Annotated in this window: 21 protein-coding genes and 1 pseudogene; 17 read left to right on the top strand and 5 right to left on the bottom strand. The window is 51.1% G+C overall.

Annotation, left to right across the window (positions count from 1 at the left end; genetic code table 11):
• From C5Y96_RS24940 to C5Y96_RS24930, 3 genes and pseudogenes are all read left to right on the top strand, one after another.
• Positions 1 to 220: pseudogene (locus C5Y96_RS24940) on the top strand (hypothetical protein); the annotation flags it as partial.
• An 8-nt stretch (positions 221 to 228) separates the two neighbouring features.
• A complete protein-coding gene (locus C5Y96_RS24935) occupies positions 229 to 477 on the top strand; it encodes a hypothetical protein (protein WP_199188791.1) in 249 nt (82 codons plus the stop codon).
• 94 nt (positions 478 to 571) lie between these two features.
• Positions 572 to 787: a hypothetical protein gene (locus tag C5Y96_RS24930; protein ID WP_105359087.1), complete on the top strand. Its 216-nt coding sequence runs from the start codon at positions 572 to 574 to the stop codon at positions 785 to 787.
• A 413-nt stretch (positions 788 to 1,200) separates the two neighbouring features.
• Here the strand turns inward: C5Y96_RS24930 and C5Y96_RS24925 are convergent, their stop codons facing one another.
• Positions 1,201 to 2,199: a DUF5685 family protein gene (locus C5Y96_RS24925; protein WP_233199115.1), complete on the bottom strand. Its 999-nt coding sequence runs from the start codon at positions 2,197 to 2,199 to the stop codon at positions 1,201 to 1,203.
• Between the two features lie 118 nt (positions 2,200 to 2,317).
• On the opposite strand from C5Y96_RS24925, the gene C5Y96_RS24920 reads away from it, so the two are divergent.
• From C5Y96_RS24920 to C5Y96_RS24890, 7 genes are all read left to right on the top strand, one after another.
• Positions 2,318 to 2,560 (top strand): helix-turn-helix domain-containing protein, encoded by a 243-nt coding sequence (locus C5Y96_RS24920; RefSeq protein ID WP_105359083.1) that lies wholly within the window; start codon positions 2,318 to 2,320, stop codon positions 2,558 to 2,560.
• Between the two features lie 563 nt (positions 2,561 to 3,123).
• Positions 3,124 to 4,017: a dienelactone hydrolase family protein gene (locus C5Y96_RS24915; protein ID WP_105359081.1), complete on the top strand. Its 894-nt coding sequence runs from the start codon at positions 3,124 to 3,126 to the stop codon at positions 4,015 to 4,017.
• A 62-nt stretch (positions 4,018 to 4,079) separates the two neighbouring features.
• Positions 4,080 to 5,150 carry a DUF3500 domain-containing protein gene (locus tag C5Y96_RS24910; RefSeq protein ID WP_105359079.1) on the top strand — a complete coding sequence of 357 codons (1,071 nt, stop codon included), beginning with the start codon at positions 4,080 to 4,082 and terminating at the stop codon, positions 5,148 to 5,150.
• Positions 5,147 to 5,818, top strand: coding sequence for a hypothetical protein (locus C5Y96_RS24905; protein ID WP_105359077.1), 672 nt, complete (start codon positions 5,147 to 5,149; stop codon positions 5,816 to 5,818). Before C5Y96_RS24910 ends, C5Y96_RS24905 begins: the two co-directional genes overlap by 4 nt.
• Before the next feature lie 182 nt (positions 5,819 to 6,000).
• The gene (locus C5Y96_RS24900) at positions 6,001 to 7,155 is read left to right on the top strand and encodes a DUF3500 domain-containing protein (protein WP_105359075.1); all 1,155 of its coding nucleotides are present in this window, start codon (positions 6,001 to 6,003) and stop codon (positions 7,153 to 7,155) included.
• A gap of 13 nt (positions 7,156 to 7,168) precedes the next feature.
• Entirely contained in the window at positions 7,169 to 8,356 is a 1,188-nt protein-coding gene (locus C5Y96_RS24895) for a HupE/UreJ family protein (protein ID WP_158261419.1), read from the top strand.
• A gap of 74 nt (positions 8,357 to 8,430) precedes the next feature.
• The gene (locus tag C5Y96_RS24890) at positions 8,431 to 9,042 is read left to right on the top strand and encodes a pentapeptide repeat-containing protein (RefSeq protein ID WP_105359071.1); all 612 of its coding nucleotides are present in this window, start codon (positions 8,431 to 8,433) and stop codon (positions 9,040 to 9,042) included.
• Positions 9,043 to 9,116: 74 nt separating this feature from the next.
• On the opposite strand, the gene C5Y96_RS24885 is transcribed toward C5Y96_RS24890, so the two are convergent.
• The 3 genes from C5Y96_RS24885 to C5Y96_RS24875 form a co-directional block, all read right to left on the bottom strand.
• Positions 9,117 to 10,133: a hypothetical protein gene (locus C5Y96_RS24885; protein WP_105359069.1), complete on the bottom strand. Its 1,017-nt coding sequence runs from the start codon at positions 10,131 to 10,133 to the stop codon at positions 9,117 to 9,119.
• A 54-nt stretch (positions 10,134 to 10,187) separates the two neighbouring features.
• Positions 10,188 to 11,336 (bottom strand): PepSY domain-containing protein, encoded by a 1,149-nt coding sequence (locus tag C5Y96_RS24880; RefSeq protein ID WP_158261418.1) that lies wholly within the window; start codon positions 11,334 to 11,336, stop codon positions 10,188 to 10,190.
• A 353-nt stretch (positions 11,337 to 11,689) separates the two neighbouring features.
• Complete coding sequence (locus tag C5Y96_RS24875) at positions 11,690 to 12,727, bottom strand: DUF1559 domain-containing protein (RefSeq protein WP_105359066.1); 1,038 nt, start codon at positions 12,725 to 12,727, stop codon at positions 11,690 to 11,692.
• A 301-nt stretch (positions 12,728 to 13,028) separates the two neighbouring features.
• Here C5Y96_RS24875 and C5Y96_RS24870 point away from each other — a divergent pair, with 301 nt between their 5' ends.
• The 5 genes from C5Y96_RS24870 to C5Y96_RS24850 all read left to right on the top strand — a co-directional run bounded on the left by C5Y96_RS24870 (position 13,029) and on the right by C5Y96_RS24850 (position 20,341).
• Positions 13,029 to 14,363 (top strand): APC family permease, encoded by a 1,335-nt coding sequence (locus C5Y96_RS24870; protein WP_105359064.1) that lies wholly within the window; start codon positions 13,029 to 13,031, stop codon positions 14,361 to 14,363.
• Between the two features lie 43 nt (positions 14,364 to 14,406).
• The gene (locus tag C5Y96_RS24865; RefSeq protein WP_146115798.1) at positions 14,407 to 15,189 is read left to right on the top strand and encodes an O-methyltransferase; all 783 of its coding nucleotides are present in this window, start codon (positions 14,407 to 14,409) and stop codon (positions 15,187 to 15,189) included.
• A gap of 105 nt (positions 15,190 to 15,294) precedes the next feature.
• On the top strand, positions 15,295 to 15,864 hold the full coding sequence (locus C5Y96_RS24860; RefSeq protein WP_105359060.1) for a sigma-70 family RNA polymerase sigma factor: 570 nt from the start codon (positions 15,295 to 15,297) through the stop codon (positions 15,862 to 15,864).
• A gap of 110 nt (positions 15,865 to 15,974) precedes the next feature.
• A complete protein-coding gene (locus C5Y96_RS24855; protein ID WP_105359058.1) occupies positions 15,975 to 18,221 on the top strand; it encodes a serine/threonine-protein kinase in 2,247 nt (748 codons plus the stop codon).
• 662 nt (positions 18,222 to 18,883) lie between these two features.
• Entirely contained in the window at positions 18,884 to 20,341 is a 1,458-nt protein-coding gene (locus tag C5Y96_RS24850; RefSeq protein WP_233199113.1) for a hypothetical protein, read from the top strand.
• Between the two features lie 177 nt (positions 20,342 to 20,518).
• Here the strand turns inward: C5Y96_RS24850 and C5Y96_RS24845 are convergent, their stop codons facing one another.
• Positions 20,519 to 22,117 (bottom strand): efflux transporter outer membrane subunit, encoded by a 1,599-nt coding sequence (locus tag C5Y96_RS24845; RefSeq protein ID WP_105359054.1) that lies wholly within the window; start codon positions 22,115 to 22,117, stop codon positions 20,519 to 20,521.
• 544 nt (positions 22,118 to 22,661) lie between these two features.
• Between C5Y96_RS24845 and C5Y96_RS24840 the strand changes: the two genes are divergently transcribed.
• Together C5Y96_RS24840 and C5Y96_RS24835 are read left to right on the top strand one after the other, a co-directional pair.
• Entirely contained in the window at positions 22,662 to 23,726 is a 1,065-nt protein-coding gene (locus C5Y96_RS24840) for an efflux RND transporter periplasmic adaptor subunit (protein WP_158261416.1), read from the top strand.
• A gap of 10 nt (positions 23,727 to 23,736) precedes the next feature.
• The gene (locus C5Y96_RS24835) at positions 23,737 to 26,889 is read left to right on the top strand and encodes an efflux RND transporter permease subunit (RefSeq protein ID WP_105359052.1); all 3,153 of its coding nucleotides are present in this window, start codon (positions 23,737 to 23,739) and stop codon (positions 26,887 to 26,889) included.
• The last annotated feature ends 28 nt before the right edge of the window (positions 26,890 to 26,917 follow it).

Raw genomic sequence — 26,917 nt, 5'->3', positions numbered from 1 at the left:
CTTTGAACGATTTCGTTCCTTGAATGTTCGGTCGAATGACCAACTCGACGAGCTCGTTTCGCAGTGCCAGAACATTGTTCAGGGCGTGCAGCCTCAGACGCTACGAGACGACGCTCAGGTACGACAGACGTTCAATCGCGAACTATCTAGCGTTCAGGCCACGTTGGACGAATTATTGGTTGATCGGCCACGTCGGCGGATTATCCGCTCCCCAAAGTGAGGTGCCGGATGCAACTTGTCATCTCATCCACCGGGACAATTCGCTGTCTCTATGACGAGACGCTTGACCTCCGAACGTTCGGAAAACTGTCGATCTCGCGTGGCTCCCATGTCGAGCCGAACGACGATGGTCAGTGGTTCGCGGATCTTTCGCCCGTCGGCGGTCCACAACTCGGACCTTTCGGTAGTCGTAGTGCCGCGCTGACCGCTGAGGTCCGTTGGTTGGAAGAGCATTGGCTCTCTTCAAGCAACGACTAACTCACCCTTTTTATCACAAACCTTCAAAAGCCCTTGCTGGATTGCGATCCGGCAAGGGCTGTTTCTGTTTCTTGACCAAAGGAGAAATAAATCCATGCAAGCTTCAGATTTTTATCGAGCCGTTGCCGAGGCAACTGGCGAGAGTGTTTCTACGATCCGTCAACTCGGATTTTCGCTCGTAGAAGAACCTTCAATCGACTCGGACGACGAAGTCTGTTACGGCCCGAACGTCATCGACTGGGACGAAGTCGAATTTTTGAGAGCACGGGAGTCTTCGGGGAGCGAGTCTTATGAACCGAAAGCAGCCTAACTCCCACGCTTCGGAAACAGCACTCTCGTCGCGAACAAAGCAACCTCGGAATGCAGCGGATAAAGTCGATCTGCGTTTGATCCGAGGTGGTCAGCAGCGGGGGCGGCGTCAGCACCGATATCATCCTCGTTGTGTGAATTTTCGACGCTCGGACAGGTAGTGTTTGTTACTTCGAGAATTGGGAGGATCTATGGAGACCATCGTGCAGGCTGCATTCTGGGCCGTCGTCGCCTGGGCGTGCTACAGAACCGGAAAGCAATTGGGAAGTAGAAAGGGATTCAGCGCCGGTCGTCGACGTGGACGTTCCTCGCGACGGTAGAGGTCCAGTCAACTCCCTAATCCAGAAGGGCCGCCCAATGGGGCGGCCCTTCCTCTATTTCTTTTTAGCTATCCGGCGAAAAGATTTACGACATTTAGCAGCACCAATTTGTGCAACCGCAAAAAGAAACTCCGTAACAGCAACAAAGCGTCATCGCACAGCCAGAGATCGCCTTTTCATCGATCACAACGAAGGCATTCCCACATGGGACACAGCATGCTGAATATAAAATTACGCTTTCGTGGTCGTTTACTCCAACGGAAGCGAATAGGCTGCGTTCCAGGGAATACCATGCGGACGCCAAACTCTCAGAAGCCTCGTGGACGATCTCGCGCCCTCGGTTCAATTGGTTTCCTATGAAATGAAGTGCCTCTTTTCGTATTTCATAGGGAATCTCGTTAGAGTTGGAAGATTCGTCGCGCAGACAGAGAGGGTTATACTGGCGTCCTTGATCCTTCTTAAAGTCTCGAACTGCGTCAACGATATAAACCACACGGCCAAGGACTTCTCCGAGATTTTCTGCTTGGCTCTTGGTGAAAGAAGAGTCGCTTCTCGCTGCAATTTCTCCAGCCACCTGGCAGTACGCCTTGCCAGTCAACTCTGAAGCGATATCAAGGTCGGTGACAGCCTGCTTCTCAATGGATTGCTGCTGTTGAATGATCTCCTCCAGTTGGCCCACATCCAATCCAATGTCGATCAGTCTATGACGGGCACACTGGAAACTGTTGCCATAGTAGGCATCAATTGCCTTAGTCTTCCACGAGGGTTGGTCATTCAGGTCATCCTTTACCTTCGTGCTTAGCGTGAAAATGCTGATTCCAGCCAGTAATTGTTGTAACTCGGTCACCCCATGGTTCCGAAGTCGACGAGTCCCGCCTCTCAAACAATTGACTACTGGTAGCCGTCCTTCTTCGTCCTGTAGGCGGTTATCCAAGAACCACCAAAGTGTGGATATATCATGAACGACCATCGTCCGCGATGTGAAGCCGTATTGGCTCCCAATTAAACCGCAAAGCCCGCAATAGGCAGAAGCGTGCCGATGCCGGGCTTCTGGAGGAAGTAGGCTTCGGTCAGGTTTCAATACTCCGAACATAAGGTTCCTCAAGCAATAGGATGTTCATCCAGCCAAACCTTCAAAATATCCCAAAATGGGATATTTGCAACTGGATTCTATCGTCGCCTGCTTCGTATCCCCCTGGAGCGGTCGTCGAATGGAAAAGAATCTCTACACGCAGCGTCAGTTACGCCTACAAGAATTACTACGTGAACTTCGGCAAAACGCGAACCTAACGCAAGAAGAGGTTGCGGCACGATTAGAGCGGCCTCAATCTTTTGTCTCGAAATATGAGAGTGGTGAACGACGGCTCGATATTTTGGAACTCTGGGATGTTTGCCAAGCGCTTGAAATTAGTCTGGAGGCGTTCGTCAAGGTTTTGGAAGAACGGCTTACCTGATGTCTTGGATTGACTCAGTCGACGCTTTGCGGACTACTGGCCTGGGGCTACTCTCTCAATTCACTAGCGAATTTCGATTCGATTTGCCCGACCCCGACACCCTTTCCCATGCCAGCTTTCAGTTAGGAGATTGAGGTGAAATCAGGCGAATCTTTTCGAGGAGAGATTCGCCGTGAATAAGCCTTGGTTTGCGATTCAGCAAATTACTTTCACTCTCAAACAGGCGGAGTCAAGCTTGGAGAAGTGAATCTTTGTCAAACGTATCGCAATGGGTTTGGAGTCGAACTGACCGATACCCCTGCTGGCATCGGTTTCCACTCCTAATGATACCGACTGCCAATATCTTCGAGATTTTTGACCCAGCGGCAGTCCAGACGACGCATTGTTACTCAGGAAGACTTCTTAGTGGGAGCGATTTTCGCCTCCAATACAAAATAAGTTCTGCTATTTCGTTGAGCGTTGTCGTGAACCAGATAACGACAAGGGGTTTAGCAAACTGATCCACGAAGATCATAAGTCAACCAGTCGTTGCCAAGAAATTCCCTTACTTTGGGGTGGTCGATATGAATCGAAAAGACGCCAAACAATTTGATCAAGAGGTGCTCAACCTCTACGACGACTATGCCCATGGTCGGCTAACTCGGCGCGATTACATTAAACGGCTTAGCGCATTTGCAGTCGGTGGTATTACGGTCGAAAGCTTGTTGTCAAGCCTTTCGCCCAACTATGCCTGGGCCGAGCAGGTCAAGCCTGACGATCCACGCATTAAAACGGTGATCGCCACCTATGCTTCTCCCCAAGGTGGCGGCGAGATCAAAGGACTGCTGGCCCGGCCGACGGAAGGAGATAAATTTCCGGGTGTCTTGGTGATCCACGAGAATCGCGGCTTGAATCCTTACATTGAAGATGTTGTTCGTCGTCTGGCCGTCGAAGGCTACGTGGCGTTTGCCCCTGACGCGCTAACCCCGCTGGGTGGCTACCCTGGTAACGACGACGAAGGCCGAACCATGCAGGCCAAGCGTGACGGTGAGGAGATGAAGCAAGATTTTTTGGCGGCGCTAAAGTGGCTCGACGAACACCCCAACTGCAATGGCAAAGTGGGGGCTGTTGGATTTTGCTTTGGTGGCGGAATGGTTTATCAGCTGGCGATCTTCGCGCCCGACATCCTCGACGCAGGCGTCCCCTTCTATGGACGACAGCCTGACTTGGCGGATGTCTCCAAGATCAAGGCGCCGCTGTTGATCAATAACGCTGGACTTGACGAACGAATTCTCTCCGGCCAGTCTGCTTTTGAAGAGGCTTTGAAGAAGAGCAACAAGAAGTTTACCGCCTACGTCTATATGAACGTCAACCACGGCTTTCACAACGATAGCACTCCCCGCTTCAACGAAGAAGCCGCCAAAGTTGCCTGGGGGAGAACCCTTCAGTTCTTCAAAAGCAATTTGACTGGTGGTTAAGACAAGAGGAGGGACGAGACGTAGTGACTCACCTTTGCAAATTCAGTTTAGGAGACCATTAGATGATCAAGATCGACATGGCATGGAAGATGGCCGCGTTGTTATTTGTCTACTCATGGAATAGCGTCGCATTCGGACAGGCCGATGCCTCCAATCAAGTAACGACCGCAGAAATTGCGACCAGTGCCCAGGCTTTTCTCAATACGCTCGACGAAGCAAAACGAAGCAAAGTCATCTACAAGTTTAGCGACGACGAACAACGCAAACGTTGGTCGAATTTCCCAGTGGGTGCGTTTCCACGCGGTGGGATAAGCATGGGAGAACTTAGCCAAGAGCAACGCTCTACTGCGATGGAAGTACTCAAGGCAGTTCTCAGCGAGGGAGGATACCAGAAGGTTTTACAGATCGTTGAGGCGGACGAGGTTCTGAAGAACAATCAAGGGGGAGGACGCGGTGGTCCCGGGGGCCGAGGTGGAAGGGGGGGCGGACCGGGATTCGGCCGCGATAATTATTTCATTTCCTTTCTCGGCAAACCTTCAGCCACCGAACCATGGATGATGCAATTTGGCGGTCATCATTTGGCTATCAACATTACCTTTGTCGGCGAGAACGGCACGCTCGCCCCTAGCCATACTGCCGCGCAGCCAGCCGTTTATCAAATCGAAGGGAAGACGATTAAGCCGCTGGGAAAAGAAGTCGAGAAAGCCGAAGCATTGATGGCGTCCCTCAATGCAGAGCAGCGAACAAAGGCCGTTCTTGGCTATCAAGTTCGCAATCTAGTACTCGGCCCTGGCCGCGATGGTCAGATGATCGAGCCAGAAGGATTGAAGGCTGATCAATTGAGCGAAAAACAGCGCGCGATGCTGATTGACTTGGCCACCGAGTGGACAGGCATAGCTAACGAGTTGGTTGCAGCGGCCAAGTTGGAAGAGATGAAAAAGGGAATCAGTGAGACTTGGTTCGCCTGGAGCGGTTCGACCGAAAAAGGGAGCCCGGCTTATTTCCGCATCCATGGTCCAACCGTCTTCATCGAGTTCGCCCCGCAAGGCCAAGGGGAATCGGCTCTAAACCATATTCATACGATCTATCGCGATCCGACGAATGAATACGGAGCGAAGTGGTGGCGAAAATGACCCGAGTGATTGGTATCGTGATTCTTTTGCAAGTGGTCTTGGCATGCCTCGCAATTTCCGTTTCGGGTCATGAACTGGACGAATTTACTCAAGCGACGCTCATCTCCATCAGTCCAAAGGAAGTTCGGCTCTACGTGAATTTGACGCCAGGGGTCGAAGTCGCCGAGCAGTTCATTCAGCGGGTTGACCGTAATAAGAACGGCGAGATTTTGCGTGAAGAAGGAGCCGAATACGCCGACTCTTTCCTCCGCGATCTTTCCGTCTCCCTGGATGGTCAAGATCTCGAGATTCGTGTCGCTGAATTTCAAATCCCTGATCCAGCGGAACTTCGCACCGGTTGGGGGATGGCCCAAATCGAACTGGCGACGCCTCTATTCACACTGAGTCCTGGCGAGCATCGACTGATATTTGAAAACCGACATTCGTTCAATGGCAGTGTTTACATTGTGAATGCAGCACGGCCGGAACTAGAAACGATTGAAATCTTGGAGCAGATTCGTAGCGAAGAGCAAACTCAAAGTGAAATATGCTTTGCCTATCATCCTCCTCCTAGCGAAGACGCTTATTGGGGAGCGATTGTTGCTTTGGGATTGCTCTTTATTTTCGGTTTGATGGTAATTCGGTTTCGCTGGCATCGACGCATCTCGCGTAGTTCGTTCATCGCGTGAGTTTATTCTCGAACGACCGTCCGTTGCCTGCTTGCACGAGAAGCTTGTCTGATTGGCGGCATGTCGGTTGTGGGAAACATAATCGCATGTGCGGGGTTTGAAACGTTAACTTTTGCTTCTCGCGAATCGGTCACGGCGAGTTGTGCATATACGGCATTTGTTGGGAATACAACCTAGAACTTATGAACACTTCTAAACTTATACTGCTCGTTTCGGCACCGACCTTGACCCTAGCGACAATCTTCGCGTATTCGAGCGGCACGGGACAGGAAGTCGCCGCGCAAACCGTGACAGAGTCTCAAACTCAAGCAGTCGTTGATGCAGCAACAGCCTTTCTGGAGTCCCTCACTGGTGACCAACGTAAGAAAACACAGTTTGAATTCAAACCGCAACCATCATCAACGGCTGCTCGCTTCGCCCGGAAAGGCGGTTCTGGCGGTGGTATGAGAGGCTTCATTGGTGAAAAGTACGGCGAAGCCGTCTGGTCGAATTTCCCGGTAGACGACGTGCCTCGCCCAGGTCTGCAGTTAGGAAGTCTAACGACCAAACAACGTGCGGCCGCGACTAAATTACTCGAAACAGTATTGAGTCCCAAGGGCTATCAAAAAGTTGTCGATATTATGGGATCCGATCAGGTGCTCCATGAGAAAGGCACCAACTACGCGTCGGGTAACGACGTCTACACATTGGCCGTCTTTGGTGCGCCTAGCTCTACCGATCCGTGGATGCTCCAATTCGGTGGTCACCACCTCGCGCTTAATATTGTCATCGTGGGAGTGCATGGCACGATGACGCCTAGTCTGACGGGAACCCAGCCGGCGGTCTACAAAACGAAAGATAATAGGAGAGTTCGTGTTCTCGCTGAGGAGAACGATAAGGCGTTTGAACTGTTAAACTCTTTAAATGAACAGCAGCGCAAGCAGGCCATCTTGGAGTATCGCGTTGGCAATCTAATTCTTGGTCCTGGCTATCAAGGGGAAAAGATTGTCCCCGAAGGTTTGAACGCCTCTGCAATGGACGAAAACCAACGGAAGAAGCTGCTGGATCTTATTTCGGAGTGGGCCGGAATTATCAACGATGCCTACGCGAATCCCCGCCTGGAGGAGATTAAGGCAGGCCTTGATGAAACTTACTTCGCCTGGAGCGGTCCAATCACATGTGAGGAAGGACAGAACGGTTCGGCGTATTATCGCATTCAGGGGCCGAAAGTGATTATCGAATATGCACCGCAAGGCGGAGGGCCGGGAGGGCCTGGAATGAGTGGACCAACTATGCATGTCCATACGATCTACCGTGATCCGACGAACGAATATGGAACACTCTATACACTCAAATAGCCTCAGGTACCGCATGCATCCTAGGCTCGCCCTGTTCTTATTTATATTGCCATTGTTGTTGAGGCCTGCCTTCGCCCATCAAATCGATGAGTATTTGCAGGCCACAATCGTGACGGTAGAGAGCAACCGCATCGGGCTACAGATACGCTTGACTCCTGGCGTCGAGGTGGCCCCGAAACTTCTCGGAGACATCGATGTCGATCACGACGGGACGATTTCGAGTCAGGAACAACATGCGTACGCCGAGCAGGTGCGGCGTGATCTGTCACTGATGGTTGACGGCAGCCCCAAAGCCCTTCGCTTACTCGAAGTGTCCTTTCCTGATGCCCAGGAGCTAACGTCGGGAATGCACGACATCGGGCTTACGTTCTTCGCCAACTTCTCCGCTGGGAGTGGAACGCGTCGGATGAATCTCGAAAATCGCCACCGAACCGAGATGGCCGTTTACCTAGTAAACTGCTTGAAACCGAGCGATTCCAGCATCCACATCATCGCTCAGAAGAGGAACTACAGCCAGTCTTCTTATCAATTGGATTTCGATTCCGACAGCGTAAACCAGACCCAACCAGTCACTTCGTCGGGACTAACACAATGGCTAAGTCGCACTGGCGGCCTATCGGTAGGCGTGACCTATTTCGCCCACGGCATTCATCATATTCTTACCGGCTACGACCATTTGTTGTTCGTCAGTCTTCTTGCCCTGGCAGCAACCACCCTTTGGGATCTCGTCAAGGTGGTCACGGCCTTCACGTTCGCGCACTCGATAACCTTGACGCTCGCGACACTGAAACTTGTCTCGTTGCCGGGATGGATAGTCGAGCCGGTTATTGCGGCAAGCATTGTTTTTGTGGCCTTGCAAAACGTTTTCTGGCCGGAATCCGCTCGGGGTATTGGTCGCCTCGTTGCAGCATTTTCCTTCGGTCTATTTCACGGGCTAGGTTTTGCTGGCGGTCTATTGGATCTGATGCACACGATGCCAAGTGGTACAATCGTGTTTGCGATCCTCGGTTTTAGCTTAGGCGTCGAAGCGGGGCATCTGACGGTGTTGGTACCGCTGTATGGTCTGCTGTTAGCTATACGGTTTCGACGTGATGCCCTTCAACGCGAGCAGTTGGCAATTAAAATGCAGCGATTGGGATCGGCTGGAGTTCTATTGATCGGGGTCTATTATTTGTGCGATTCACTGACAAGCTCTTCCTGACCGGGATATGAAAGCTTCGCAAGTCGTTTCACCGACATTAAAGGGGACACGGCCAAGGAAAGTAGGAGATAGAAATGAGTTCAGGCAAGATCATCGAAAGCCGTGAAGTAATAAATGGTGAAAATGTTTTTCATGACGTTACTTTTACGGGGCTTGATTTGTCAGGGGCGCAACTGCGCAACAAGGAATTTTCTAACTGCCGTTGGGAATCATGTCACTTTTTCGAGACTGAATTGGTCGAATGTAACTTCGAAGACTGTTTTTGGAAAAGTTGCAATCTGAGTGTGACCGTGCTTAAGGGGGCAGGATTTGTAGACTGTCGTTTTTACGGATCAAAGCTCCTCGGAGTAAATTGGGCTGCGGGCACGCGAATGCCATTTCGCGTCAGTTTTGAAAATTCCGACCTGTCTAACTCGTCATTTGCTCGTATGCGACTTACCAAGATCCAGATGAAACGGTGTCGCCTACGAGAAGCGGACTTCTCTCATACGAAAATGCCCTACGCCGATTTATCGGGTTGCGATCTCAAAGACGCGAGATTTTTCGGAACTGATCTTTCCAATGCGAATCTCCGCAACGCTGAAGCGTACTGCATTGATCCCACGCAAAATACGTTAAAGGGAGCTAGGTTTTCTCTCCCCGAGGCATTGAGTCTGCTTCAACCGTTTCAGGTGGTGGTTGACTAGCAGGTTGCTGAAAAACTGCTTCGATAGCGATAGGCAGTAAGCTGTTCTATTCGCGCAAGATCCCAGCCAAGCTACTACTTTCGGCGTGACAGTTGGCGTCGAACTGTACCGTAAAAAGCGTCCGCAGGAATTGCCTCTTCCGAGGAGAAGTCGAGCAATTCAAGGACATCAGGTTGTGCGATTTTAGCGAGTTCCTCTGAGGTGATCTTTTTGTCATGGTCGGCATCAACTTTGGCCAGCAATAGGCAGTATCCCAATGCTTTTATCCGTGCGTTTGTTTGACGTACAATCTGTTGGGTGATCTCTTCTTTGGTAATCGTGCCATCTTGATCAGTGTCCTCGCGGCCAAACATCATCCGGGTCCGACGGTCGAGACCATCCTCGTCAACGTCTGACTGATCCACTGCTGCAAACTGGGCGGCAAATTCGCGTTTCGAGATTAGGCCATCCAAATCCTGATCTAGGGTCAAACGTCCCTTCGTTTGGCGTTCAACTTCGATTTGCAATGCTTTTTTTATTTCGTCGAGATCAATTAGCCGATCACGATTGATGTCAAATGTAACCAGCAATACGGCATCGTCAGAAGTAACTACGCCGGTACCTCCTCGACCACCTTCACCATGATCGTGCCCTTCGTCACCATGGCTATGTTCGTGGTCGTCATGGCTGTGTTCACCTTCGCCCCGATGATTGCCTCCATCACGAGATCCCATTTGACGGCTTTGCCTACGCTGGCCTGCCCCCTCGGAACTCCCTTCCTGAGGGCGTTGCACTGCACGCCCATCGCCCCGATTCGCCCCTTCGGATGATTCAGAACTCAGAACACGTGTTCTTTCACCCTGGTCACCTCGTCTACGCATTCCTCTGCCAGGCGCCTCTGCCGACTTGATTGCGCCGAATCCGAGTGGACGGACGGCACGGATGACATCGAGCAATGGTATCTTGCCATCCTTGTCTTCATCCAATGATTCAAATCCCATTGCAAGTGCTGTCGTCATATCGTTGACGGTTGGCACTTCTTTTTCAGCAGCAGATGTCACGGCCGTTGTGACTGCCAACATTGCCAAAGCGAAAACAAATCGGTAACGCATGGATGGATTCCTGGTAGAGCGAGCTGTAGAAACATAAAAAAGAAAACGTAATTGCTAGTCGGCTACCGCGATTTTGGGAACATTGGCCTGCGTCTCGACAGGAGCAGGAGCAGGGCGGCCGCCACCTCCACCTCCTCCGCCGCCACCACGACCACGTCCTGAAGTTGCCATATTGTCATACATGCCAACCATTAGCAGAACGGCGCAGATCACGCTGGCGACGAAGAAGCCACCACCGAGTAGTCGGGTTCGTTTGATTTGCCACCACATCAAGATGCCAGAAAGCCCCCAGAACACCATCGAGACGAACATTAAGTCAACTGTCAGAGCCCAAAACCACTGCACATTCCAGTGGGGCGAATACTGACGGGCTAAGTGAAGCCGTTCAAGAAAGCGTTTGGTGTCGGTTGTCGGTTTGGAGTCTTCCCGGAGCGCGGTTACGCTGCCATTGCTCAGGTTGTATGTCACGATACAAGGCGTACCATCTACTTCGGCCGAGAACTTCAGATTAGCCGAGCGCCGGCCAGTTCTCGCCTCGCCTGAAGATAGACCCAAATCGCTCAGCACGCGCGGGGCGGCTGCTTGTCCCATCGCCATGGCATTCTCGGTGATTTCCACGGGACGAAAGTTCTCTAGAGGATTGGAAGGAGGGGCAACTTCTTCGTGCTCCTCTTCCTGCGATTGGAAGGTCGTGCGAATTTCCCCATTGCCGGAGACTGGATCGATTTCAATACTGTGTTCCGCATCTTCGGCACGTACGGAGTACGTCAGGAACCCAGTAAATTCAGCGGGACGAATATTGGTGAGCTTGATTTCCGGGCCGTCCACCATGAACGACTCGATATTCAATTCGTCGACAATCGACGCCGCCATGGTATCTGGTTTCGGCAGTGAAGCAAGTTGCCCATCAGCAACATCGCTGGCGCTGAATGACGTAACCTGATCGCCTCGAAAGTAGCCTGGATGGTTAAAGAACCAACCGGTAAATCCATACAGCAAAACCCATGGCAGCATGAAAATCCCGGAGTACAAATGCACTCGGCGAATAAACTTCATACTGCTGTTCCAGGCCTTGTCGGCGAATTTCTTCGGCTTCGGTGTCTGCTTGCTTTTGGTACCCGACTTTGCACGGGCCGCGGCTAAAATTGACGCCGTGTCTTGGCCTTCTTGCTTGGCCTCAGAAGGTAGTTCCGTGGTGGACATAGCTGGATCCTGAATGTAGATGAATAAACTAAGAAACCGCGCCGGGAATACAAAGGACATATGGGGCAATTGCTTTTCGTTGCAACGGCCGTAGAAGTTCATGCAAAGGAAGCGAACGGAGATGACGGTAAGCTATGGCCTTGCGTCAACCGGTAACCTTCTCGGGACGTGAAATCCCAATAGGCTGTGATTTAATTACATTCTGTGGCGATCCATTCGCCGAAGACCATTTGTGGCCGAAAGGGCTTCGTGTTCATTTCGAGAATCATAGAGCCTTCCGTTTCGCGGCCATGAGACCTACATGCGTTACAAAATGCAGGCAGGTCGAGAAGTTTTACTAGGAATCGTGACGATTAGTATTCGCCGATTACCTCACCACCATTTCGAGTGAGCAGTGCCCACCAAACTTCTCTGTCGATGCTATCGCTGACGAAACGGACGGAACCGTCACACAAACCGGCATTGACTCCGCCTGTGTGATAACTCCGCGCCCCATAAGCAATTCCACTTCGCACATACAAATCGGGGCCTGCTTTGAAGTTGGGTGTAAAACGAGGTGGGAATACAACCCCACTAACATCTCTCGCTCGCATCCAACTGACCATTCGGCCGTAGGACCAATCGGAGACAGAGGAGAGAAAGGCAGGATCGTCAATACTTGATGTTCCATTCTCAAATGCCTCCGCCCATGCACTTGGACTGTTTCCACTAGCGCGTGCAATATTGTCTTGAGCGGTGGGCGTGCTGGGGACGACGCCATGATTCGAGCGTCGACGTGACTCCGAAAACACAATGGTATTGCTGAGGCCATCGGTAACATCCCGAAGACGAAACTCGTCGCCAAACGAAGCCATTCCATTCGATGGGCCGCTACTTAGGTGGGTTTCAGACTTGCCCCCAACCCCGCTCCCTTTATTCATGAAGTAGTTTGCGCCAGCGACAGGTACATTTTCCGAACCGAACTGGTCTGTGGCTTCACTTTCGTAGCCGGTCGCCTCCCGCGTCCCCATGACAGGTTCCGGATCACTCGGGCAAAGATACATCGAAATTGGAGTTCCGGCCGCTTCCCATAGCTCTGGGCCAAATTCATTGCGCACCGGGATTTTGAAGTCAATCAGGTTAGACACGTTTGTCTGTTCGCAATACGGCAACATCCTGGCCAAGGGAGAGAAGTCGCTGTCGCCCGCACCGCAACCGGGCAATTGTTCGCTGAATGTGCTGGCATAGTTGTGCATCGCCAGCCCCATCTGTTTGAGATTGTTGGAACAGCTCATTCGCCGCGCTGCCTCGCGTGCCTGCTGTACGGCTGGCAATAACAAGGCAATGAGAATTCCAATAATTGCAATAACAACTAGTAACTCGACGAGGGTAAAAGCCTTTTTCCCGCGCATAAGAAACTCCCTTCAGTTCTGGTCAAAAAACATAGTTAAGTGACAGAGGCTGGCACGAACTCCAGGGGTGAGGAGGGAGGTCTGGCTTGCTTCTTTTTGAGACTCGGTATCTGCAAGAAGGTAGTAAGCAATCCCGAACTTCGTCAATCTGCTAATCTCGTTTGAGCCTGAAAAACAGGCAGTTTTTATGAGTTTCTTGCTCCGCCAAAAAATTTGGCCCAATATGAATCTCTTTTTCGCACTGCCCTATTGAGCATGGTTTTTTGTTGCAGTGAAATAGCCCAGGAGTCGTCAGTTTGGCATGACCAATAACTTTGGATTTTGGACGCTCACGTTCATCGTCATCGCGAATATGATCGGAGCAGGTGTCTTCACAACATCTGGGTTCGCTATCCAGGATTTGAAATCGCCAGAACTCGTTTTGCTCGCCTGGGTAGTTGGTGGGGTAATCGCTGCCGCAGGGGCATTCAGCTACGGTATGTTGATTAAGGCAATGCCTGAGTCTGGCGGTGAATATCTTTTTCTCTCGCGAGCAACGCACCCCCTGTTGGGTTTTATTGCTGGGTGGGTCTCACTAATCGCAGGATTTTCGGGCGCAATTGCTTTTGCGGCGACTGCATTTGAGGAATACGCTATGCCGGAAAGCCTTAGGCCTCAGTGGCTGCCTGCTGGACTGTTGGCGATTGTCTCTGTCGTATTAGCAGGACTGTTTCATGGCATGCGTCCTCGTGCTGGAGCAGTCTTGCAGAATGTCACAGTAGTCTTAAAACTCATCCTACTTGTTACGATCTTGTGTTTTTCTGCGGTGGCTTTGTCGGAGGAAAACGAGATATCACAATCTTTCATCAGTCCCAACATGTCATTGAATTGGTCGATGACCGTGACATTTGCCGCGAGCCTGGTGTGGATCTCCCTGAGCTACTCGGGCTTTAACGCTGCCGTATACATCGCTGGCGAAGTTAGTGGTGCCAAACAGCTAGTTCCCAAGGCACTTCTTGCCGGAACACTAACCGTGGTTATCCTGTATCTGTTACTCAACGCGGTGTTTGTCTACGCCGGACCCGGTGAGGTAATCGAGGGGAAGGCAGACGTTGCCGCTGTTGCGGCCCGCTCCCTGGGAGGTCCCGCTTTTGAGAGTTTTGTTCGCTGGACGATTGCCGCCTGTCTGCTCACTTCAGTGTTCAGCATGATGATGGCCGCACCACGAGTATACGCCAAAATGGCTGATGACGGACTGATGCCGGAGGCTTTGAGTTTTCAGGGAGAAAGACCCATGGTAGCAACTGGAACGCAAGTCGTTCTGGCCGCTATTTTGATCTATGCAACGAGTCTCCAGGGGCTGCTGTCTTATCTAGGGCTGACCCTTTCGATCTCAGCTGCCTGCTCGGTACTTTGTCTCTTTCTGCCATCGGTGCGCACCAAGCCGCTGTGGCATCCCATATTCCTTGTGCCCACTGTGTTTATAGTCTGTACTGTGATAACGGCGGGGCTGATGGCTGCTTACAACCCTTGGCAACTCCTGGGAACTTCCATCACGTTTGTTGTTGGCGCATTGGCCTACTCAATCGCACGACTAATAGCGAAAGTATCTCCAGGGAATCAGAACGTTCCGGATTTCGCAGCAAACAAGGATTAATCGCGGATTGCTGTTCATATGCAAAGGCAAGAAAGAGTTTTTGATGTTGTTTGACCCTGCATTGTCGCCAGTTGCGCATATCGCAATGAAGCCGCGGTTTGGATATTTTCACCCCCATTTCGTTGGAAGACCTCACATGTCTATACGATCAACCATTCTTTTGGCTCTCATTGCTATGTTTGTTGGTTTCACTTTTGATAGCGCTTATGGGCAGCGAAGTCCTGGCCGTGGCTTCGGACGGGATTCGGGAGATGCAGAGTTAGAAAAGTCTCCGTTGGCAGCCAATGCCTTTGAGAAAAAAGCCCTCTCCGTTCTGGAAGATGTCTACCAAAATCAACGATTCCGGAATGTCCCGCAACATGACGGTCGCCTACTTCGAATTTTGACGCAATCACTTGGTGCAAAACATGTCGTGGAACTCGGATCATCCACTGGCTATTCGGGCATCTGGTTCGGGTTGGCACTTAAGGAAACAGGCGGCAAACTCACCACTTATGAAATCGATGCGGAACGTGCGGCGACAGCTCGGGCAAACTATAAACGAGCTGGAATGGAAGATTTGATCACACTCGTCGAGGGTGATGCTCACGAAGAGGTCAAAAAACTAACGGGTACTATTGATATTATTTTCCTGGATGCGGACAAAGAAGGTTACGTCGACTATCTGAACAAGTTGCTACCGATGTTACGTCCCAACGGTTTGGTTTTAGCTCACAACATTAATCCACGCATGGCTGACCCAGATTTCATGAAAGCGATCACGACCAACCCCGATCTGGAAACGGTTGTTCGAGGTGGAATGTCCATCACACTGAAAAAGAAGTAAAGGCCCGTTACTCAGCCATCCTGCCATGGGGACATTGAGTCCGGTCGGTTGGGAAAGCCCAGGTACTGTTTTGCTGATGAATGCTAGATACTTGGGAGTGCACGTTTGTCCGAGGTCACGCGGATCATTCAAGGGATTCAGGAAGGGAATCTCACCGCTGCAAACGATTTGCTCCCTTTGGTTTATTCCGAACTAAAGCGTCTCGCGGCAGAGAAGCTTCGGCATGAGCGTCCAGGGCAAACTCTCCAGCCCACTGCCTTGGTGCATGAAGCCTACCTGCGCCTCGTAGGTGAATTAGACCAGGGGTGGAATGGGCGCGGTCATTTTTTTGGTGCTGCCGCGGAAGCAATGCGGCGCATCTTGATCGAATATGCGCGAAGAAAGAACAGCATTAAACGCGGAGGAGATCTGGAACGCTTTGAAGTTGACGAGGCAGATGCGATCGAAAATGGCAGGGACCTGGAAGAAGTACTCGATTTGGACGAAGCCTTGACTAAGCTGGAACAGTTTGATTCAGATCTGGCAAGGCTGGTAAAGCTTCGTTACTTCGCAGGGATGACGATCGACGAAGCAGCCGAAGCGATGGGCGTATCTCCTCGAACAATCAAGAGGAATTGGACCTATGCGCGCGCTTGGCTTGGTCGTGAGTTGGAAGGAAATGATTTTATCGTATGAGACCTGCTGCATTGGTGCGCCAAAGTAGGCTTGGCTGGCAACGAAACGAGAGTCACTCGAATAAAATACTTCAATTCTAGTACTTCATAAACTCGGTGGGCCATTTACCGATGACCGAAACTCAGGAGAAAACGATCTTCCTCGATGCGATCGAAATCGAATCAGAGTTTGAACGCAACCAGTTCTTGTTAGAAGTTTGTGGTGCGAACGAAGATCTCTTGGCCTCCGTGCGAGGTTTACTTCGTTCGCATTTTCGGACCAAGTCGATCGTCGATCGCGTTGCCTCTCTCGAACTTGTGGGATCACTCGATAAGGCAGCACTCCAACATTCACCGCAGTCTTCCTATGGGACCAACACCGTTATCGGGCCTTACAAGCTTCATGAGCAAATCGGTGAAGGCGGTTTTGGGCTGGTATTTATTGCAGATCAGGAAGGCCCAATTCGCCGGCGTGTTGCTTTAAAGATTATCAAGCCTGGTATGGATTCTCCGGAAGTGATTGCCCGCTTTGAAGCCGAGCGACAGGCTCTCGCGCTGATGGATCACGCGAATATCGCGAGAGTTTATGACGCCGGGATGACGGAATCGGGGCATCCTTATTTCGTCATGGAACTGGTCCCAGGCGAGCCGCTGATCTCCTTCTGTGATCGGCACAAGATGTCAACCTCCGACCGATTAGAACTATTCATTTCCATTTGCTGCGCAGTCCAATACGCCCATCAAAAGGGCATTATCCATCGTGATCTCAAGCCTTCTAACATCCTTGTATCAATGGACAATGGCAAGCCGGTTCCCAAGATCATCGATTTTGGAGTGGCTAAGGCGATTGGCCACAACCTGACCGATAGGACAATCTACACTCGCTTCAGCGCCATGATTGGAACCCCTTCCTACATGAGCCCTGAGCAGGCGGAGATGAGTAACCTGGATATCGATACCAGGACCGATATCTTTTCTCTGGGCGTTTTGCTGTATGAGATGCTTACTGGGGCTACGCCATTGTCCAAGGATCGCGCCTCGAAGGTAGGCTTCGACGAATTACGTCGAATTATCAGAGAGGAAGAGGCAGAGCGACCCAGTCAGCGATTGAGTACGCTCAGCAATAAGATGGCAAGTACCGTCTCTCTCAATCGGCAGATCGAACCTGCGCAGTTGAAATCAACTGTCAAAGGCGATCTCGATTGGATCGTCATGAAGGCGCTCGATAAGGATCGAAACCGGCGGTATTCGACCGCCGACGCGTTTGCTAAAGACATCAAAAGTCTTCTCAACGAAGAACCGATCATGGCCCGCCCGCCATCTACCTATTATCGGTTTTCCATGTTTGTTCGTCGTCATAAGGGATTCATTCTGACTGCCTCGGTCGTTACCGCAGCCCTGTTGTGCGGGTTTGTGGTAAGTATATGGCAAGCCACAGTGGCGACAACGGCTTTGCATGATGCGCGAATTGCCGAGACCGACGCCACGAATGCGAAGGAAGAATTGCAGCACTTCACGGAGCGTTTAAAGCAGGCAAACCTGCTACTAACGTCGGGCCATGCCCATATTGATGCAAGGAATTGGGCTGAAGGACTCGAAGCCTATTCCCAGGCGACCAAGGTTCAGCCACGATATTTTCCCGTTTGGATCAGTCGGGGGACGGTCTATGCGAAGTTGGGGCTGTGGGAGCAGGCTGCGGCCGACTATGAGCGCACATTGGAATTGGGAAGCCCATTCGAAGATATCGAATATCTCGGTGTTCCCCAGCTATTTCTTTATACGGATCGCAAAGTGGCATACGGCGAGTTATGTAAACAGCTCACGCAGTTCGGAGAGATTTCCGGCGGAGCTGTTTCCCGTGGAATACTAATCGGTGATGATCTTTCTCGTGAGGAGGCTAGACGCATAGCCGAGGCGAATGAGGTGTTTCTGCAAGACGGTACCCTACAAGTAAATACGAACCCACGAAAAAAACGTTCCGGTATGCCGCGAGCTGTTCGCGCCTATATCACCGGATGGGCTCATCTTAGAGCTGGCAATTTTGACCAGGCTGTGAATTGGCTAGAGCAGGACAGAGCCGAAGATGGCAAAAGCTGGGTGGCAAGTGGAACCGCCTATCCGCTGTTAGCGATCGCGTATCACAAAATGGAGAGACCGGACGATGCTCAAGTGATGCTCCAAGCGTCACAGACAAAGTTAAATGCTTGGCTCATCCAGTCTTTAGATGGTCCAGACGTTTCACTTCCAATCCCCTGGTATGACTGGATTGAGTTCTTAATTCACTACGAACAAGCTCAGTTGCTCATAAACGGTAGGGTGTCCCCACATAATTTCCTAGTGGATCAACATCGTGCTAGAGCAACTTCCGCGATCGAATGAGTCTTATTTTTCAAGTCCAAACGAAGAAACTGACTTTGCAAGTTGATTCAATCTTGTTTTCTTGAGTTTATCCGTAGTAATTCAATAAATTCTGGCCTTCTGGTCAGTTGGTTTACGCATTTCTTAGAAGCAAACCTCTTGCATCGACCAGAAGTCAGGTCGTTTTCCGAGTTATTCGAGTTACTATGCAGTAATAGTCCATGTGCATCGACTACTTCTTGAAAGGTTGGTTACTGACCTTTCGAATTCCCCAATTGTTGATTTTTCTGCTCGCCAACTTTTTGACGCTACAAGCCGGCGGGGCTGAACCTAATCCACCCGCTTCAAGCAGTACTCAAAAGGGGGTTATGTTGATGAACCGGATCGGCCCGTCGGCTTCCACCTTGTACTTGGCTAGCTCGTATGGGGGCGAAGAACGGAGGCTCTTTGAGGAGTCGACCTTCGATTACCATGCTACGTTCTCGTGCGACGGGCAGTGGATTGTCTTCACCTCGGAACGCAATGGCTTAGGACAGGCTGATATCTATCGGACGCGACCCGATGGAACCGACTGTCAGCGACTAACAGAGGATCCTGCGGTGGATGACCAGGGGGCCCTTTCACCCGACGGTAACACGCTCGCGTTCGTATCGACCAGAGATTCTCATTTCGCGAACATTTGGTTGCTCGATCTCAAGTCACGTACGTTTCGCAACCTGACAGGAGTGAAAGAATTACAGGGTGATCCTGAAAAGCCCAACGGCTTCTTTCGTCCTGCTTGGTCGCCCGATGGGAAATGGATTGCGTTTTCCTCCGATCGAAATACGGAGTGGCAGGGGCATAGTAGCGGTGCTGGTTGGGAGCATGTTCAGGATCTTAGTATCTATGTTGTCAGGCCGGACGGTACAGGGCTTCGTCGGCTCACTAAATCCGGAAGTGCCACGGGTTCGCCGAAATGGTCTTACGATGGTAGGCGAATCGTGTTCTACGAAATTACCGTAGAAGAAACATGGAAAGCTCATTGGCCTGGAGCTTCTGAGACAACCACATCCCAAATTGTGTCGATTGACGTAGAAACAGGCCAACGCAAAGAACATACCACTGGCCCTGGCCTAAAGGTTGGACCACAGTTCCTAAACGATGGAAATATCGGATATCTCGTCAAGGCAGGACCCAACCAAGGAGTTGCTTATGTCGACGTTTCAAGCCGCGTACCAGGCCAAATGCGATGTCCGTCGTGGTCACCCGATGGTAAATCCATGGTCTACGAGAAGGTGAGTTTTCAGCCGAGAAAGCAAAATCAAAAGTTGTATAGCTGGGATCCAGACTACGAATATCGATATACCGATGTATTTCCTGTCATGTCCAAGAATGGTCGGCAGTTATTGCTGACTCGTAAGGATGGCGAACGAAAGCTTATTGTTGGGCGTGGCGATGGGAACTCGGGCCTTTCAGTCATGGATCCTGACGGTTTAAATCGGAGAGAAATCTTTCAGGCGGAAGAAGGGCTTCAAGCGTTCGCTCCCTGCTGGTCACCTGACGGCGAGTGGATCGTTTTCGGATATGGGAGCTTCCTTAAGGGACGCAGTCAGCGCCCGGCCGAGTTGATGCTGATCCGCCCGGATGGAACTGGATTGAAGGCTATCAAGAATCCAACGGGCGTCTCAAACGCTGGCTTCCCAAGTTGGTCACCCGATGGGAAAGAAATTGTTTTTCGGGCCTGGGGCAATAAGGCGATGGGACTTCAGATAGTCAATCTGAAGGACCAATCGGTCCGGCAACTTACATTGGGGCATGATACGTTACCGCAGTGGTCGCCAGACGGGACGCGAATCGTCTTCACCCGGGGTGACAAGGAAATGAATTTCGACGTCTTCTCAATCCGCCCTGATGGAAGTGATCTGAACCGTCTAACGACCTCCAAGGGCGTCGATGGCCATGCCACATGGACAACAGACGGGAAGCAAATTTTTTATAACAGTGCCATGTACGGCTGGCGCGAGGAGGCCTCCTTGTATGAAAAAACGTTCCAGCCCTATGGCCAACAGTTCATCATGAACGCAGATGGTTCGGAAAAGCGAGCACTTTCCGACAGCCTCTGGGAGGACTCGATGGCCGTCTTCGTACCAGCTAAGCAATAGAGCAATGTTGTCAGCGATGATGAGAGTATTCATGGCCATCGGTGGTAACCAGAAGTATTCCGACCCGAGGCACAACTAGACATGGAGTTGCTAGTACTAGTGGGGTTTTCGTCGATGCAGGGTCTTCAAATTTCCCTCTTAGCTATTCAAAGTTGGAAATGATGCAGCGAGATACAACTAATCATCAACGGGGTTCTCCAAAACCTCGTCGATTGACAGTGGATTGTTACCAGGCGGGGCCTCGATTTCTTCCGCATTATTGGGAACCTCGGATGGCTCATCTGGCTCTCCTATTGGTTGTGTCAAGTAAGGAGAAGGCCAACCGCCGCCAAGGGCACGGTAAATCGCCACCACACTTTGGGCGACGTCACCTTTGGCTCCCGCCGCGGCGACTTCCTGCTGTGTCTTAGTATTTTGGACACTAAACACACGATTGAAGTCAATTTCCTCACCTTCCTCGAATTGCAAGGTAATAAGCTCATTGGTTTTATCCGCAGCCTCGGCAGCTTCTAGTTGCAGCCGGAGTTGTTCCTGAGCCTTTAGGAATTGGATGATGGCGTTTTCAGCTTCCAGATTGGCGTTGAGAACCGTTTGCTGATAGGCAGCCAACAGCTCCTGGAATCGGGCATCCTGGAACTGGATGTTCCCGACGATGCGTCCGTAGTTCAAGATATTCCAGTCAAGGTTTGGCCCCACCGATCCAAAACCCGAACCAGCGCGAAATAGATCCTTAAACTGATTTGCACTTCTTCCCACAGTCCCAACCAAAGTAATGTGCGGATATAGCTCAGACTCAGCCACGCCTATCACAGCACTTTGCGACGCCAAATCCCGCTCTGCGCGGCGAACGTCGGGGCGCTGCAGCAGGGTTGCTGCCGGGATGCCCAGGGCGATCTCTGATTTGACGTCAGGAATTTTACCATCCCCGAGCATTTCCAGGATCAACTCGGGCGGCATGCCAAGCAAAATACAAAGTTGGTTCTGTGATTGTCGAAGGGATGTCTCCACTTGGGGAACGAGGGATTCCGTTTGGACTAGGCTTGACTTTGCCTGCTGCACGTCGACCTCACTCGATTCGCCATTTCGAAAACGAATTTCAGTTAACTCATAGGTCTTCCGTTGATTTTCCACATTGAGTTTGACGAGTTCCAACCGTGTTTGAAGCGTGCGGATATCGATGTAGGTTGCCGCGACGTCGGCCACAAGTGTGACGACGACATCACCGTAGTCGTAGATTGCAGCGTCGAGATCAGCGTCTGCCGATTCGATCGCTCGGCGATACCGGCCCCAGAAATCAATTTCCCAAGCGAGCGCGAAGGACCCTCGCCAGACGCTGAAGTGTCGATCAAAGCCAGAGCCCGTGGTGAGATTGTGAGAGTACTCCGCCGACAATGCTTGTTGCTGAGGGAAGAAGTTCCCCACGGCAATCTGTCGAAGTGCCCGTGCCTGCATAATGCGGGCACCAGCCTGTCGAACCGTCAAATTCTGAGTGTATGCCTCGGTAACAAGTTGGTTCAAAACGGGGTCGTTGAAAGCAGTAGCCCACCAAGCCGTGGCATTAACCGGGTCATTAATCACCCGCTTGTCGTTGGCATCGATCCAGTCTTGTGCTACCGGAGCGGACGGTGTGCAATAGTTAGGTCCCACCTTAAAGCCGTTCGCAAACCAGTCCTGCGGACTGGTGCAGCCCACACCACCAACACCGAACAAGGCAAGCAACAAGACCAGCCCCTTCCGAAACGGGTAGGCTGCAGGCAATTTAAGTGCATATCGCATCGAATTTCTCGGAAAACCAGCAAGATAGGAACGAACCGCACCTGTCTTATCATCGGAGAATTTGATGCAACTGGAAGAATCAAACCACGTCAGGCCGAAAAGCTTAACGCCAAACCCCGACCGTCAGCGTTAAAGTCGCCGTCATCCGAACAACCGTTTCATCCACTTGTCGTGCGTGTCCCTCAAGAGTTGGGGCGGCACAACAGAACTTTGGGCCGAAGTGGCGAGCGATATCCGGAGAATAGCAAGTCCAACCTCAGTAGGTTCGACCCATCGAGAACGGAATGGTGTTGAATCTCAATTTAAGAAGGCATGCTCCCGATGCTATCCTGCTCGATTTAACCAAATAACTTGAAATTTAGATATGACAACGAATTCATCAAAACCTAGGTATCTGGCTGGACTTCTGCTTAGACTCGCAATTCCATGCGGAATTCTAGCCGCAGGCTGGTTCGGCTTTCAACTATTGGCCGAGAAAGTCGAGCGTCCCTCGCGGCCCGAGCCCCGAAAGGTTCTACTCCGCTCTCGGGTCGAGGAAATTGAGGTGGTCGACTATCCTGTCGTGGTCAAGACACATGCAGTCGTGCAACCGCATAACCAAGTAACACTGACTTCGCAGGTCTCTGGCACGGTTGCTAGTATTAACGCTTCGTTTGAAGTGGGGGCTTACTTTAACAAGGGGGATGTTCTTGTTGAGATCGACCCTAGCGACTACCAAACGGCGCTTTCGGTCTCTGAGTCTGAGTTAGAGGTCGCCAAATCGGAACTTAAGCTTGCCAAGCTTGTTGAAGAACGCAAACTCAGACTTGTGGAATCAAATGCCGTTTCTCAGGGAGAAGTGGAAACGGCTTCTGCGAGCCGAGAGCAGGCTGAAGCCAATGTCGCGTTAGCTGAAACACAAGTAGAGCAGGCGAGATTAAATCTTGGGAGAACGAAGATCGTTGCTCCGTTCGACGGTCGAGTCATGTCGAAGTTGATCGGCATCGGCCAATTGGCAGGGACAAATACTCCGTTGGGTGAAGTGTTTGCCATCGACTACGTCGAGGTCCGATTGCCTATTTCGGGCGAACAAAGAGAATTTCTTGAACTCCCCGAGTTTGCTGATGACGCCCCGATCGCCGTACAGCTACAAGACGGCATCCGGCAAGCGAACGATTCCATTTGGAATGGGAGGATTGTTCGTACGGAAGGGGTTTTAGATGCCGACTCCCGTGACTTGTTCGCCATCGCACGAATCGAGGATCCGTTTGGCCGTACATCAGGCACAAAGCCACTAAGAATTGGTCAACCGGTTATCGCTTCCATTGAGGGGACGTTACTTCGAGATGTGATTGCACTGCCAAGGGCCGCCGTCCGCCAATTGGACCAAATTGTACTGGTGAACCAAGAGAATCAAACACTATTACCCTTGATGGTAGAGCCCCTTTGGTCTGACGCGGAAAAAGTGATCGTTCCGTCGAAGTCAGTCCCCAAGGGAATGTGGTTGGCTACGACTCCGATGGTTTTCACTCCCAAGGGGGCAAAGATCGAAATCATACCACCGGCAAACCCAACAATTACGATTGCCGAGTCTACTTCCTTAGAAACTGACGAGAGCGTCACCAACTGACGACGACCTTATGATTCGCTGGTTTACTACCAATGGCATCGCCGCAAATTTTTTGATGCTCGCGATATTGATTGCGGGTATATACACGGCCTTCTACAAAATCCCACTAGAAGTGTCTCCCGAAAGGAGCATGGAAGAGGTTCGAATCGACATGACTTATCGCGGAGGAACCGCGAAGGATGTTGAACAAGCGATACTTATCCCGATTGAAGAATCGCTCGAAGGGGTCGAGGGGATTCGGGATATCATTTCCGATGGGCGTCAAGGTAGCGGAAGAATTACTGTTGAAGCCGAACCTGGGACAGATTTGCGTGTGCTCTTGGAAGACGTCTCATCACGAATTGACACCATCACCACGTTCCCAGATGAGACCGAACGCCCACAGATTTCGATTCCTGATTCATCCAATTGGTGGGAAGTACTTAGCATCGCGGTGACCGGACACCTGAGCCCGCACGAACTGCGTGAGGTTGCTCGCCAAGTTCAGGAAGATGTCATTGCACTACCAGGAATCAGCAGGGCACAAGTACAGGGCGACCGTGAATACGAAATTAGCGTAGAAGTCAATACAACCAAGCTCCTGGCCTATGGACTAAGTTTGCAAGATCTGACCGATGCTATCCAGCAATTCTCAATCGATTTACCTGCAGGTTCAATCGAGAGCGACAGTGGCACCTTCATCGTCCGAACCCGTGGTCAGGCCTACTCCGAGCAAGAGTTTAGCAAGATCCCCATTCGTGCAGCTAACGGTGCCGACATACTTCTCGGAGAAGTCGCGACGATCAATGACGGCTTTGAAGAAGGGGAAAAGATTGTTGAGTTTAATGGACGGCCAGCCTTATTTGTCGAAGTAATGCGTACCGGAAAAGAAAACGCGATCGACATTTCCGACAAGGTACACGAGTACGTCCGTAATACCCGAAGTCGTTTTCCCGAGGGAATTGAGTTGTTCATCTGGGATGATGAATCGGTCGAGATCCGCGGTCGCTTGACAACACTTATTGAATCAATGGTCCAAGGCAGTCTGCTAGTGATGTTATTACTAGGGATATTCCTTCGCCCTGGTCTTGCTTTCTGGATCGTGGCTGGCATTCCAGTTGGTTTTGCCGGTGGGGTGATGCTGATGCCTTGGTTTGGGGTTACCGCCAACGTCATGAGCCTGTTTGGATTCATTATTGTCGTGGGAATTGTCGTCGACGATGCGATCGTGACGGGTGAGAACGTCTATTTAAAAATGAAGGAAGGGCTTTCTCCTTTGGAAGCAGCCGTTCAAGGTACCCAGGAAGTTACTGTCCCTGTCACCTTTGGTGCTTTGACCACGATGGTCGCATTCATCCCACTGTTATTCTTTGAGGGAAGCTGGGGAGATTTTGCATCTCAGGTACCACCAGTCGTGGCACCAGTGCTCCTTTTTTCCTTGATTGAATCTAAGTTTATTCTGCCAGCCCACCTTAAGCATTTGCGGCCGGTTCCCCACAATAACCCGATCACGCGGATTCAGACATCGATTGCCGACGGTTTGGAGTACTTTATTGAGCGGATCTATCAGCCGTGTCTTGAATTCTCCGTACGATATCGCATATCGGTTTTGGCGATGTTTGTCTCAGCGATGCTCTTGATGGCGGGATACTGCCTAAGTGGCCGAATGGAATTCATTGCCTATCCTTCCGTGGAAAAACAGCGTATCTCAGCTGAGCTGGATATGCCTGACGATACCTCCTTGGAAACTACCGCACGATACATGAATAGGATCGAAGCGGGATTACTTCAAGTTCAAAAGGAATTCATTGACCCTGAGACTGGGGAGTCGTTGGTCCGAAACATCTCGAAGCTGGTGGGTGCTGCAAGAATTCATCGAGATTTTGACAAGTCACGTGGAGCCATCACTTTCGAGGTTTTGGCACCGTCGCTACGCAGTTCCACTGGCCCCAGAAATAGCGATCTCGCGGCTAGATGGAATGAACTGATTGGCCCAATTCCAGAGGCAACAGAGTTCCGTATTCGGTCTGACTCAAGCATCAATCGAGATCGCAATGTCGACAATGAGAATCTAAATATTGAATTGCGAGGACCGATGTCCCCTGAGAAGGCTGAAGTTGCCCGCCAAATAAAGGTTATGTTGGAAGAATATAAAGAATTCAGCTCTGCTTGGGCGAACATCAACTATGGGCAAGATGAATTAGAATTACGGCTCAAACCCCAGGCGGCTGAGCTTGGCCTGACCCAACAACTTCTAGCTCAGCAGGTTCGCCAGTCCTTCTTTGGAGAAGAAGCGCAACGGCTGCAACGCGGAATCGACAGCATCCGCGTCATGGTCAGGCTACCATTAGAGCAGCGGGAGACCCTACATACTCTTGAACGAATGCGGGTTCGGACACCACGTGGTGCGGACGTTCCTCTTTCGACTGTTGCGGAGGTCGTCTTCACCAAAGCACCGTCTTCCGTGGAACGTAAAAACGGAGCAGAGATACTTCGCTGTGGGGCTCAACCGGTTGACGCGACTGTTGATATCCTAGGAATCGCCGAGGAACTCTCTCCAGAGATCCAAGAATTGTGCCAGCAGCATAATCTTAGTTTCGAGTATGTAGGCTACGTTGCCGAAGCAGAAGATGCACAGCGGAAGACGATACTTGGAGCATGTTTACTGGCCTTTGTCCTTTATGGATTGCTGGCAGTTGCATTGAAGTCGCTGGGGCAGCCATTCTTCGTCTTATTGGCCGTTCCTTTTGCGATTATTGGCGCACTTCTGGGACACATCGCGATGGATATCACTCCTTCGTATCTATCAATCTTCGGAATGCTTGCCCTTGCTGGTGTTGCCGTTAACGACACACTTGTAATGGTCGATTATGTGAATCAACGTCGCGCGGAAGGGGCCTCACTTCGCGAAGCAGCGCTCCAAGCGGGGGCTAGACGTTTTCGTCCGATCATGCTGACATCGATCACTACCTTTGTCGGGCTCGTGCCCTTGTTGATGGACAAATCGTTGCAGGCTCAGTTTTTAATCCCAATGGCCGCATCGCTGGCATTCGGCGTTATGTTTGCCACGCTAGTAACGTTGTTCTTGATTCCGTGTGCTCTACTTGCCACCGATGATCTAAGGAAGGCTCTAGTTGCCGTCAAGCGTTGGTATTTCCAGCCGTTCGTTTCCAACGAATGCTAGAGAAAGCGAAGATGTTTCAGAAGATTGT

Origin of the sequence: Blastopirellula marina (genome assembly GCF_002967715.1) — a bacterium.
In the GTDB taxonomy this organism is placed as follows: Bacteria; Planctomycetota; Planctomycetia; order Pirellulales; family Pirellulaceae; genus Bremerella; species Bremerella marina_B.
This window is presented reverse-complemented; position numbering and strand designations above follow the sequence as displayed.